General features: G+C 39.2%; 13 protein-coding genes and 1 rRNA gene. 13 read left to right on the top strand and 1 reads right to left on the bottom strand.

Annotated features, from left to right (window positions below; translation table 11 throughout):
- The first annotated feature begins 7 nt into the window (after positions 1 to 7).
- The 11 genes from rrf to rsmI all read left to right on the top strand — a co-directional run bounded on the left by rrf (position 8) and on the right by rsmI (position 7438).
- Positions 8 to 124, top strand: a 5S ribosomal RNA gene (rrf, locus tag ABVF21_RS21375).
- A 346-nt stretch (positions 125 to 470) separates the two neighbouring features.
- Positions 471 to 668, top strand: a complete 198-nt coding sequence (locus tag ABVF21_RS21370; protein WP_303536016.1) for a sigma factor G inhibitor Gin — start codon at positions 471 to 473, stop codon at positions 666 to 668.
- A 168-nt stretch (positions 669 to 836) separates the two neighbouring features.
- Positions 837 to 2276, top strand: coding sequence for an aminotransferase class I/II-fold pyridoxal phosphate-dependent enzyme (locus ABVF21_RS21365; protein ID WP_303536018.1), 1440 nt, complete (start codon positions 837 to 839; stop codon positions 2274 to 2276).
- 4 nt (positions 2277 to 2280) lie between these two features.
- Positions 2281 to 2919 (top strand): dTMP kinase, encoded by a 639-nt coding sequence (gene tmk, locus ABVF21_RS21360; protein WP_226616834.1) that lies wholly within the window; start codon positions 2281 to 2283, stop codon positions 2917 to 2919.
- 38 nt (positions 2920 to 2957) lie between these two features.
- Complete coding sequence (locus tag ABVF21_RS21355; RefSeq protein WP_048313368.1) at positions 2958 to 3287, top strand: cyclic-di-AMP receptor; 330 nt, start codon at positions 2958 to 2960, stop codon at positions 3285 to 3287.
- 26 nt (positions 3288 to 3313) lie between these two features.
- Positions 3314 to 4300: a DNA polymerase III subunit delta' gene (gene holB / locus ABVF21_RS21350; protein WP_371018929.1), complete on the top strand. Its 987-nt coding sequence runs from the start codon at positions 3314 to 3316 to the stop codon at positions 4298 to 4300.
- Between the two features lie 4 nt (positions 4301 to 4304).
- Complete coding sequence (locus ABVF21_RS21345; protein ID WP_194222582.1) at positions 4305 to 5132, top strand: PSP1 domain-containing protein; 828 nt, start codon at positions 4305 to 4307, stop codon at positions 5130 to 5132.
- Positions 5133 to 5148: 16 nt separating this feature from the next.
- Positions 5149 to 5493: a DNA replication initiation control protein YabA gene (yabA, locus tag ABVF21_RS21340; RefSeq protein ID WP_098445898.1), complete on the top strand. Its 345-nt coding sequence runs from the start codon at positions 5149 to 5151 to the stop codon at positions 5491 to 5493.
- 89 nt (positions 5494 to 5582) lie between these two features.
- Positions 5583 to 6320, top strand: coding sequence for a tRNA1(Val) (adenine(37)-N6)-methyltransferase (locus ABVF21_RS21335; protein WP_371018928.1), 738 nt, complete (start codon positions 5583 to 5585; stop codon positions 6318 to 6320).
- Positions 6307 to 6609, top strand: coding sequence for a GIY-YIG nuclease family protein (locus tag ABVF21_RS21330; protein ID WP_303536028.1), 303 nt, complete (start codon positions 6307 to 6309; stop codon positions 6607 to 6609). The genes ABVF21_RS21335 and ABVF21_RS21330 overlap by 14 nt, the downstream gene beginning before the upstream one ends.
- Complete coding sequence (rsmI, locus tag ABVF21_RS21325) at positions 6569 to 7438, top strand: 16S rRNA (cytidine(1402)-2'-O)-methyltransferase (protein WP_371018927.1); 870 nt, start codon at positions 6569 to 6571, stop codon at positions 7436 to 7438. Before ABVF21_RS21330 ends, rsmI begins: the two co-directional genes overlap by 41 nt.
- Positions 7439 to 7489: 51 nt before the next feature.
- Here the strand turns inward: rsmI and ABVF21_RS21320 are convergent, their stop codons facing one another.
- A complete protein-coding gene (locus tag ABVF21_RS21320) occupies positions 7490 to 7768 on the bottom strand; it encodes an AbrB/MazE/SpoVT family DNA-binding domain-containing protein (protein ID WP_136948810.1) in 279 nt (92 codons plus the stop codon).
- 536 nt (positions 7769 to 8304) lie between these two features.
- Between ABVF21_RS21320 and metG the strand changes: the two genes are divergently transcribed.
- Both metG and ABVF21_RS21310 read left to right on the top strand, forming a co-directional pair.
- On the top strand, positions 8305 to 10245 hold the full coding sequence (metG, locus tag ABVF21_RS21315) for a methionine--tRNA ligase (protein WP_371018926.1): 1941 nt from the start codon (positions 8305 to 8307) through the stop codon (positions 10243 to 10245).
- 279 nt (positions 10246 to 10524) lie between these two features.
- Positions 10525 to 11295 (top strand): TatD family hydrolase, encoded by a 771-nt coding sequence (locus tag ABVF21_RS21310; protein WP_303536035.1) that lies wholly within the window; start codon positions 10525 to 10527, stop codon positions 11293 to 11295.
- The last annotated feature ends 127 nt before the right edge of the window (positions 11296 to 11422 follow it).

Genomic DNA, 11422 nt, shown 5'->3' with positions numbered 1-11422 from the left:
CTGTTAGTCTAGTGATGATGGCGAAGAGGTCACACCCGTTCCCATGCCGAACACGGAAGTTAAGCTCTTCAGCGCCGATGGTAGTTGGGGGATCTCCCCCTGCAAGAGTAGGACGTCGCTGGGCAACATAAGAGAAGCGAGAGACCTGAGGGTTTCTCGCTTTTTTGTATGGTTTTTTTACGTTCGCGGAATTAATCTCAAATTTGCGGAATTATTATGGAAAAGCGCGGAAAAAATCCGAAATTCGCGGAAATATCTAAAATGTAGCGGAATAAAATTCGTATCTTCTTTTACCTTCTTAAGCTACAAGGATAATATACCTATGAAATTTCCTTTCTTTTTTAAAATCACTGACACGGGATAAGTTAAAGGCACATATCCATAGAAAGAAGAAAAAAATAGGCTGAAATGAAGTGAATCGGTATAGATCCACTATAATTGGGCAAAGCTTTTACCATGGAGGTGGGAAGATGGAGAAGAGAATTAGGCATAGCTTAAGTGAGTGCTGTCTTGTTTGCGAAGAACACAGTTTAAAAGGTATTCATATTTGCGACCGATTTATTTGTTATGAGTGTGAGCGAAAGGTAATTCAAACAGATACCAGTCATGAAAACTATCAATTTTATCTTGAAAAACTACGAAAACTACGACTTAGTCGATTAGCATAAGCAGATAGCTGTTTTATAGGCTATCTGCTTTTTTACGTATGAATGTGAAGCAGCAGTAAGTAGGAAAAAACGATACAGATTTGCTTGACCCTTTACTTCTCCGAAAGTCTAGATAATGATAGAATACTAGTATAAGCAATGAATCTTCGATAGATAGAAGTTGGTTTTATGAATAAAGCAGATCAAGCACCTTTATATGAAGCATTAATTATGTGGAAGGATCAGAACCCCCTCTCATTTCATGTACCAGGTCATAAAAACGGTTCGGTCTTTTCAACTTATAGAAGTGCAGATAACTCATTTAAAGAAATATTGAATATAGATGCTACAGAACTTTCGGGACTAGATGATCTTCATCATGCAGACGGTCCAATTAAGAAGGCAGAGCAGCTTACTGCTGATCTTTATGGAAGTGTTGAAAGCCGCTTTTTGGTAGGGGGATCTTCAGCTGGTAACCTCGCGATGATCATGGCATTATGTTCTGAAGGGGACATTGTTCTTGTTCAGAAGAACTGTCACAAATCAGTACTAAATGGACTTCGCTTATCGAAAGCACACCCTATTTTTCTTAATCCATCCATTGATGAGGAAAGTCAGGTCTCCACAGGTGTGTCAGTCGATCTCATCCATCGAGCGATAACAAAATATAAAAATATTAAAGCAATCGTACTGACAAACCCAAATTATTACGGAATGACGAATGATCTAAAACCGATCATTTCTTATGCTCATCAGAAAGGAATTCCGGTTCTTGTTGATGAAGCACACGGAGCACATTTTGTAAAAGAAAGGTTTTTTCCTGAAAGTGCTTTGAAACTAGGAGCAGATGTTGTTGTTCAATCAGCACATAAAACACTCCCTGCCATGACGATGGGCTCATACTTACATATAGGTGATCCGAAATATAGGAATGCAATAAACGATTATTTACAAGTCTTTCAATCAAGCAGCCCTTCATACCCGATCATGGCTTCGCTCGATTTAGCAAGACACTATATTTCTTCACTTCCTGATAAACAACTTGGTCAAATTTTAGAAGAGATTCTTCAGTTTAAGCACCGGCTGAATAAGATTCCTGGTATAAACGTTATTGGAGATGTAAGTCATGCTTATAAGCAGATTGATCCAATAAAAATAACGGTCCAGTTATCTGGCACCTCAGGATATGATTTGGCAAAAAAGCTTGAGAATGAAGGTATATTTGTTGAGCTTAGTGACCCATTAAACATTTTGCTCATTTGTCCCATAGCATTTAATGGTGAGGCTTATGAACGAACGTTACAGGCATTTGAAAGGATTGCAGTTCATAGGGATGAAGCCACATTTAGAATATCTATGAATCAGTTGAATCATGAAGAGATAACATTTCCTGCTTATTCTTTTGCGAAGTTGGAAACGATGAATACCAATACAGTTAGTATTAGAAACGCTGTTGGTTTAATTGCAGCGAAAGCCATTATCCCCTATCCCCCAGGAATTCCTATCGTTCTCCCAGGGGAGCGCATAACTTTAGGTAAGATCCAACTAGTAGAAACAGTGTTGAATGGCGGAGGACACATACAGGGGATGAATGGTGAGATGATTGAGATTGCAATAGAAGAGGAGTAGGGCATTGAAAGGATTATTTATAACATTTGAAGGACCGGATGGCGCAGGTAAGTCAACACAGGTTCAGAAACTAGCCGATTATTTAAACGAAGAAGGCATTCGTTTTATTCATACAAGAGAGCCAGGTGGTACAGCTATAAGCGATCAAATTAGATCTTTGATCCTTAATCCAGAACATGAAGAGATGGTGGATGAGACGGAAGTGCTTCTTTATGCTTCATCCCGAGCTCAGCATGTGAGAGAAAAGATTCTGCCAGCATTAAATGAAGGATATCTTGTACTATGTGATCGCTTTGTTGATGCATCAGTTGCTTATCAGGGGGTTGGCCTTGGACTAGATGTAGAAACGATAAAGGTCATCAATGAATTTGCAACAGGAGGGCTAACACCTGATCGAAGCTATATGATTGATCTTCCTGTTTCTGTTGGTAAAGAAAGAATGGCAGCAAGAAATCAACTTGATCGAATTGAACAAAAAGGAACAGCTTATCATGAAAAAGTGAGAGAAGCTTTTCTGGAATTATATAAAAATAATAATGAACGGATTCATTTGATCGATGGTGAAAATGCTGTGGATGAGATTTTTTCTTCAATAAAAAAGGATTTTACAGTGTTGTGGGATAACTATTGTAGTAATAACTAATTGACGGGTGCATGCTTGCCGCCCGGGGAGGGATATACATGAAACTAGTAATGGCTGTCGTTCAGGATAAGGATAGCAATCGGTTATCCAACGCCCTGGTCGATCATAATTTCCAGGCGACAAAGCTTGCGACTACAGGTGGGTTTTTACGTGCAGGAAATACGACATTTCTAGTAGGTACGGAAGATCATCGTGTACAAAAGCTTCTTGATATTATTAAAGACAATTGTCAGAGTAGAGAACAGATGGTGGCACCGGTCTCTCCGATGGGAGGAAATGCAGATTCTTATGTACCGTATCCTGTTGAAGTGTCAGTTGGAGGAGCAACGGTATTTGTACTTCCAGTAGAGGCCTTCCATCATTTTTAATATGCACGGTAGGATGAGTGATAGCAATGACAGATTGGAATGAATTAAAAGACCGGCAACCCACGGTTGTTAGAATGGTCATAAATAGTTTCAAGAAAGAACGTCTTTCTCATGCGTATTTATTTGACGGTGGGGCAGGAACAGGCAAAAAAGATATTGCTGTTCATATGGCGAAAACGTATTTTTGTCAGGAAAGAACGGGTATCGATCCGTGTCAAAACTGCAGAGACTGTAAAAGGATTGATTCTGGAAATCATCCCGATCTACATCTCCTAGAACCTGATGGACAATCGATTAAAATCGATCAAATTCGTAAGCTTCAGAAGGAATTCTCTTATCTTGGGGTAGAATCTCGAAAGAAAGTTTATATATTGAATCATTCAGATCGAATGACAACTCAAGCTGCTAATAGTTTACTTAAATTTCTTGAAGAGCCAGGACAAATGACGATGGCTATTCTCTTAACAGAGCAAAAGCAGCATATTCTATCCACGATTTATTCGAGGTGCCAGGTTATTACATTTCAACCCCTTTCAACAAATGGGGTGGAACAAGCCTTAGTGAATGACGGAGTAACACCACAGCTTGCTAAATTAGCTGCTCAATTAACGAATGATCAGCGTGCAGCAAAGGAGTTGGCGCTTGATGAGTGGTTTGCACAGGCTAGAGCGATAGTGATACAATTGACTGAAGAGTTGAAGGAAAGACCTCATCAGGTTTTCCTAACGATCCATGACAAATGGCTAGCTCATTTTAAGGATAAAACGCAGCAGGATATGGGACTTAATCTTATGCTTTTTTGGTATAAGGATATAATGAAAATACAACTGCAGGATAATCGGATTGTCTATGCAGATCAGAAGGATAAGCTCGAACGTTATGCCCTTCAATTCGGAAGAAAGAAGATAAGTCAGCATATGATGGCGATACTTGATGCCAAAAGACGTCTGAGTGCAAACACAAACCCGCAGTTTGTGATGGAACAGCTAGTACTCAGGTTACGGGAGGGATAAGTTTGTGTATGAAGTAGTTGGCGTTCGCTTTAAGAAAGCGGGGAAGATCTATTACTTTGATCCGAGTAGCCTCCAGGTGTCCAACAAAGAATTTGTTATCGTGGAGACTGCAAGAGGGGTTGAATTTGGCAAAGTCGTATTAGCAAACAAGCAAGTTGATGAAGAGGATGTTGTACTTCCTCTCAAGAAAGTAATTCGCATAGCTGATGAAAAAGATCGCCTTGCTGTAGAAGATAATAAACACGCAGCTGAAGAAGCTTTTGAAGTGTGTGTTTCTAAAATTGAAGAGTACAAGCTTGATATGAAGCTTGTTGATGTTGAATATACATTTGATCGCAATAAGATCATCTTTTACTTTACAGCAGATGGAAGAGTAGATTTCCGCGAACTTGTGAAAGGGCTCGCATCCATCTTTAGAACAAGAATTGAACTTCGTCAGATTGGTGTCAGAGATGAAGCGAAGATGCTTGGTGGAATTGGACCATGTGGCCGAATGCTTTGTTGCTCAACATGGCTTGGCGATTTTGAACCTGTTTCGATTAAGATGGCGAAAGATCAAAATCTATCTTTAAATCCTGCTAAAATTTCTGGACTTTGCGGCAGGTTAATGTGCTGCTTGAAATATGAGAACGATGCATACGAATCCGGTAAAAAAGAGCTTCCAGACGTTGGGAAGACGATTCAAACCGGACAAGGTAAAGGAAAAGTTGTTGGGTTGAATATATTGGAACGTCTTGTTCAGGTCGAATTATTTGAACTCAACCGCGTGACAGAATATACGCTTGATGAATTGATACAAGACGGCGCAGTATCTACGCAAGCCACAGATTGATTGAGGTGGAACGGAAGTGGAGAAAAAAGAAGTTTTTTCACGTGTAAGCTCAATGGAAGAACAGATTGGTGACTTATACAAACAATTAGGCGAACTAAAAGAACATCTTGCAGGACTGCTGGAAGAAAATCACCATCTCGAAATTGAGAATCACCACTTGCGAGAGCGGTTAGAACAAACTTCCGAGCCGAAGAGTCATTCATCTGGCAAAAAGAAGCGCGGTAAACCAGAAGTTGGAGAAGGGTATGATAATCTTGCGAGATTATATCAAGAAGGTTTCCATATTTGTAATCTCCATTATGGTAGCATCCGGACAGAGGGAGATTGTCTTTTCTGCTTGTCGTTCTTAAATAAAAAGTAGTGATTTGGTCTTTCCACATCTGGAAAGACCTTTTTTACAATTATATAATTTGTTCACTAAAGAATTAAAATAGATAGGAGAAAAGCATCATGCATTTATATGATGATGAACGGATTGACTACATCATTGAAAATGAATTAAGAATTATTCAAAGCCCAACGGTATTTTCTTTTTCTCTAGATGCCGTTCTACTTGCACGATTTGCCTGGGTGCCGATAAAACGTGGTAAAATAATTGATCTTTGTACAGGTAATGGCATTATTCCACTTCTATTATCGAGAAGAAGTCAGGTTCCGATTGACGCGGTCGAAATTCAAGATCGGCTATATGATATGGGGACGAGAAGTGTGGATTTAAATGACCTTAATAATCAGCTTACCCTACATCATGGGGATATTCGGGACCTACCTGCTGGATTATTAAAGGAATCTTATGATGCAGTAACATGCAACCCACCCTATTTTCAAAGTCAGCGAAATGAACAGCGTAATCTAAATGAACACCTTACCATCGCCCGACATGAAGTTATGTGTACTCTCGAAGATGTTATTCAATCTTGCAGTCGTTTAGCGAAACAGGGTGGGAAGGTATCACTGGTTCATCGTCCTGAGAGGTTACTTGATATTGTGACGCTAATGAGAAAATACCGTGTTGAACCTAAGAGAATGCAGCTCGTTTATCCGAAAGCTGGTAAAGAAGCAAATACGCTATTAATTGAAGGAATTAAAGATGGGAAGCCTGATTTAAAAGTGTTGCCGCCGTTCATCGTTTATCAGAAAGATAATACATATAGTGACGAGATGAGAAATGTTTATGAAGAACTATAGTCATTTTGTTTATATGCTCGAATGTCGAGATGGTAGTTATTATACAGGCTATACGACGGACTTATCTCATCGATTAGCTCAACATGAATGTGGAAAAGGTGCAAAATATACGAGGGGGAGAGGTCCACTACGACTCGTTTATCAAGCAGAATATGAGACAAAAAGTAAAGCAATGCAAGAAGAATATCGAATCAAACAACTATCTCGTATTCAAAAAGAAAAGATAATAAAAGAAAAGAGGCAAGTTCATGTGGAGTCAGAAGAGTTACAAAAAGAGCGAGACAGGTAAACTTTATCTCGTACCTACCCCTATCGGAAACCTGAATGATATGACTTTCCGCGCTATTCAGACGTTAAAAGACGTAGATCTTATTGCTGCAGAAGATACAAGACAATCAAAAAAGCTAACGAATCATTTTGAAATTGAGACACGGTTGATTAGCTATCATGAACATAACAAGGAATCGAGTGGATATAAACTTCTGGAGCGATTAAGGGGAGGACAAAGTATTGCCCTTATTAGCGATGCTGGAATGCCCGCTATTTCAGATCCTGGTTATGAAATTGTGTCGGCATGTGTGGCAGAGGAAATCCCTGTTATTCCATTACCGGGTGCGAATGCAGCAATTACTGCTCTTGTGGCATCAGGTTTGCCAACACAGCATTTCTATTATTATGGTTTTTTATCTAGACAAAGGAAAGAGCGGAAAATTGAATTACAACAGCTAAAAACAATTCCTTCACCAGTTCTATTCTACGAGGCTCCTCATCGCTTAAAAGAAATGATGAAAGCGGTTCTTGAAGTTCTGGGAAACAGAGAAATTATTATAGCAAGAGAATTAACGAAGAAATATGAAGAGTTTATTAGGGGATCAGTTGAAGAGGTGCTTCGCTGGTGTGAAGAAAATGAAATCCGTGGTGAATTTTGTGTGATCGTCGAAGGTGGAATATCCGAAGAAGTGAATGAAGAGCTTTGGTGGGAAGAGTTCACTTTACGAGATCATGTAGAACACTATATTAATGACGGAATGAAAAGTAAGGATGCGATCAAACAAGTGTCGCTTGATCGTGAGCTACCCAAAAGAGAAGTGTATCAGGCTTATCATGTAGAATCTTAGAGTACAAAAAAAGCTCCTGCCTATATTGGCAGGAGCTTTTCTATACGTTCATTATTTAGCAAGAGCTTTTTGGATTTCTTCCAATACTTGCTCCGCACCTTCGCGACTAAGGATTAGTTTGCCGTTACCAATGGCAAGATTGTCATCGGATACCTCACCAGTTACCTGGCAAGTCATGTTAGGCTTATACTTTTTTAGGATGATGCGCTCATCGTCAACGTAGATTTCAAGAGCGTCCTTTTCAGCAATACCAAGTGTACGGCGTAGTTCGATCGGAATAACAACACGGCCAAGCTCGTCAACTTTACGTACAATACCAGTAGATTTCATGTTTTATACTCCCCTATTCCCATTTTTTTATTAATTACGTCAGGATTCGACAAATTTCTCTATTTATGTTCTATATAATACCAGTGTTTCCCATAAGCGTCAATCCTTTTAATTGGGTAAATATTTCCTATAATAGGTTTGTTACGGGATTCGAAGTACTATATTATTACCAAAACCTGACTTCCTTAAATAAATAATTCGACAATTTTCTTGTAAATCCTTCGACATTAATTGTAAATTTGTGTAGGTTACGCGATTTAAGCTCCGCTTCCTTGCATTTCTTCCTTAAATTAGTTATATTTTGATGAAGAAGAATTGTACTTGAATGAACAAAATGACGTTACACAGCGATACGCAAACGCGGGCTGTAGTTGAGAGTTGCTAACGTTCTCGTCCTACATGGGGCGGGAGCTTTTTGTCCAGTAGCCCCCACCTCTAAACGTGAGTCAATTTTGCGTTAAGGTGGGGGATTCACTGTCCTAAAGAACAAATTAAGCTTTTCACTTTATCACTGTTTTAATCAAGGAGGAAGCAACATGGGTGACAAGACGTTTTATATTACGACACCGATCTATTATCCTAGTGGAAAGCTCCACATAGGTCATGCCTACACAACTGTAGCAGGAGATGCTATGGCACGTTACAAGCGTTTAAGAGGTTTTGATGTTCAGTATTTAACAGGAACGGATGAACATGGGCAAAAGATCCAAAAGAAAGCACACGAGCAGGGGGTTACTCCTCAGAAGTATGTTGATGACATCGTTGCTGGCATTAAAGATTTGTGGGATAAGTTAGACATTAGTTACGATGATTTTATCCGTACAACCGAAAAGCGTCACGAGGAAATTGTCGAAACGATTTTTCAAAAGATGTATGAGAAGGGTGATATCTACCTTGACCAATATGAAGGTTGGTATTGCACACAATGTGAGTCCTTCTTTACTGAACGCCAGTTAGTCGATGGGAAATGTCCCGACTGTGGACGTGAGGTGGAGAAAGTAAAGGAAGAGTCCTACTTCTTTAAAATGGGCAAGTATTCCGATCGTCTATTGAAGTTTTATGAAGACAATCCCGAGTTTATCCAGCCGGAATCTCGAAAAAATGAAATGATCAATAACTTTATCAAGCCTGGTCTTGAGGATCTTGCGGTATCAAGAACTTCTTTTGACTGGGGTGTTAAAGTTCCTGGAGATCCGAAACATGTCATTTATGTTTGGATCGATGCATTGTCCAATTACATCACCTCCCTTGGGTATGGCACTGAAAATGATGAGCTTTATAATAAGTTCTGGCCAGCGGATGTACATCTTGTTGGGAAAGAAATCGTTCGTTTCCATACGATTTACTGGCCAATTATGCTGATGTCACTAGACCTGCCGTTACCAAAGAAAGTCTTTGCTCATGGTTGGTTGTTAATGAAAGATGGAAAAATGTCTAAATCCAAAGGTAATGTGGTTGACCCAGTTACCTTAATTGATCGCTATGGCCTTGATGCTTTACGTTATTATTTATTGCGTGAAGTACCGTTCGGTTCAGATGGCGTCTTTACACCTGAGAGCTTTGTGGAGCGAATCAATCATGATTTGGCGAACGATCTCGGCAACCTGTTAAATCGAACAGTAGCGATGATCGCTAAGTACTTCGACGGTGAAGTACCTGTTTATGAAGGATCGGTCACAGATTTTGATGATACTCTTGTAGAGATGGTAGATTCAACAATTTCTAAAGTAGAGACCTCTCTTGAAAACATGGAGTTTTCAGTTGCCCTTGCTTCGATTTGGCAGCTCATTAGTCGAACGAACAAGTACATTGATGAAACAGAACCATGGATTCTTGCTAAAGAAGAAACTCATAAAGACAAGCTTGGTGCTGTAATGGTTCACCTCGCTGAATCACTGAGACAAGTGGGTATTCTATTGCAGCCTTTCCTTACGCAAACGCCTAAAAAGATCTGGTCACAGCTAGGTATTGAAGAAGGCGAGAAAACAAGCTGGGAATCATTAGGCTTCAAAAAAGGATTCGGTGGTACAACGGTTCAAAAAGATGCTCCGCTTTTCCCAAGACTTGAACGTGAAGAAGAGGTTGCATATATAGTTGAACAAATGGGTGGCAATGTCGTTAAGGAAGCACCGCCAATTGAAAAACCAGATTTAGATGAGATTTCAATTGATGACTTTACAAAAGTTGATTTAAGAGTCGCCCAAGTACTTGAAGTAGAGCCGGTGAAAAAAGCCAATAAGTTATTGAAATTAAAATTAGATCTTGGTTATGAAACGAGACAAGTTGTTTCAGGAATTGCAAAACATTATAAACCAGAGGAACTCATCGGCAAAAAAGTTGTTTGTGTTTCCAATCTTAAGCCAGTAAAGCTTAGAGGAGAATTATCTGAAGGTATGATTCTAGCAGGTGAGCATGACGGCGAGCTGAAATTGTCGACTATTGCTGAAAGCTTGCCAAATGGAACACAAATCAAATAATGACTCATGACTCGGTCTTAAAATAGACCGGGTCTTTTTTACTTTCTAATTCACAATAAATCCCTGCTATTTACTTTGCTATTTGTGACTAAACTTCCATTTTGAGTTGCAAGATAAGTATATAAAAAAGAACCAAAACACCTTAATATACAGAATATTCTAACTTATTTTGTGAGCATTGTAAACAAAATGTAATTAAAATGAAACTGTTTAGACTTAGAAAATAACTAGGACATTTGGTACACTAGCATCGTACTAGAGCGGAGAAGGAGTTTTGACATGTTATTCGACACACATACGCATTTGAATGTTGAACAATTTTCCGAAGATCAAAAAGAAGTAATTGAGCGTGCCCAGGCAGCGGGAGTAAGCAAGATGGTTGTTGTTGGTTTTGATCGTGAAACGATAACACATGCTATGGAACTTGTTGAACAGTATGATTTTCTTTATGCCGCCGTAGGTTGGCATCCTGTTGATGCGATTGATATGAAAGAAGAGGACCTTGAGTGGATTGAAGAACTTGCTGGTCATCCAAAAGTAGTAGCAATCGGTGAAATGGGACTTGATTATCATTGGGACAAATCACCTCATGACATACAAAAAGATGTTTTTCGTAAGCAAATTCAACTTGCGAAAAAAGTGAAATTACCGATCATCATACATAATCGTGAAGCGACGCGAGATGTCATTGATGTATTGAAAGAAGAAAATGCAGCTGAGGTAGGTGGCATCATGCACTGTTTCGCTGGAACTGTAGAAGAGGCTAATGAGTGCCTTGATATGAATTTCTACATTTCTCTAGGTGGACCAGTAACGTTTAAGAACGCTAAACTACCAAAAGAAGTAGCGAAAGAAATACCAATTGATCGTTTGCTAATTGAAACGGACTGTCCTTTTCTAGCACCACACCCAAACCGCGGGAAGCGAAATGAACCTTCATATGTGAAGCTCATCGCTGAACAAATTGCGGATTTGAAAGAAATGGATTATGAAGAATTAGCAAGAAGAACATCCGAAAATGCTATGACATTATTCGGTATTAGTCGCTAATAAAAAAGACCGTTGTCGTTGAAAAGAAATGATAGGATGCTTTTAAAAATAACTTCTCCCATCATACAAGATCAAAGTAGATGCCTTTTCTACTAAACTAGCAATTGGGGATAAGTAAGAAGCTTTT

The sequence above is a fragment of the Pseudalkalibacillus sp. JSM 102089 genome, assembly GCF_041366475.1.
Taxonomy (GTDB): Bacteria; Bacillota; Bacilli; order Bacillales; family Guptibacillaceae; genus Guptibacillus; species Guptibacillus hwajinpoensis_B.
The sequence above is the reverse complement of the archived record's forward strand: the minus strand, read 5'-3'. Positions and strand labels throughout refer to the sequence as shown.

Excerpts from the sequence above, each read along its gene's own strand:
- ABVF21_RS21370 (WP_303536016.1), top strand. The coding sequence starts at position 471 with ATGGAGAAGAGAATTAGGCATAGCTTAAGTGAGTGCTGTCTTGTTTGC.
- ABVF21_RS21365 (WP_303536018.1), top strand. The coding sequence starts at position 837 with ATGAATAAAGCAGATCAAGCACCTTTATATGAAGCATTAATTATGTGG.
- ABVF21_RS21355 (WP_048313368.1), top strand. The coding sequence starts at position 2,958 with ATGAAACTAGTAATGGCTGTCGTTCAGGATAAGGATAGCAATCGGTTA.
- holB (WP_371018929.1), top strand. The coding sequence starts at position 3,314 with ATGACAGATTGGAATGAATTAAAAGACCGGCAACCCACGGTTGTTAGA.
- ABVF21_RS21335 (WP_371018928.1), top strand. The coding sequence starts at position 5,583 with ATGCATTTATATGATGATGAACGGATTGACTACATCATTGAAAATGAA.
- ABVF21_RS21330 (WP_303536028.1), top strand. The coding sequence starts at position 6,307 with ATGAAGAACTATAGTCATTTTGTTTATATGCTCGAATGTCGAGATGGT.
- rsmI (WP_371018927.1), top strand. The coding sequence starts at position 6,569 with ATGTGGAGTCAGAAGAGTTACAAAAAGAGCGAGACAGGTAAACTTTAT.
- ABVF21_RS21320 (WP_136948810.1), bottom strand. The coding sequence starts at position 7,768 with ATGAAATCTACTGGTATTGTACGTAAAGTTGACGAGCTTGGCCGTGTT.
- metG (WP_371018926.1), top strand. The coding sequence starts at position 8,305 with ATGGGTGACAAGACGTTTTATATTACGACACCGATCTATTATCCTAGT.
- ABVF21_RS21310 (WP_303536035.1), top strand. The coding sequence starts at position 10,525 with ATGTTATTCGACACACATACGCATTTGAATGTTGAACAATTTTCCGAA.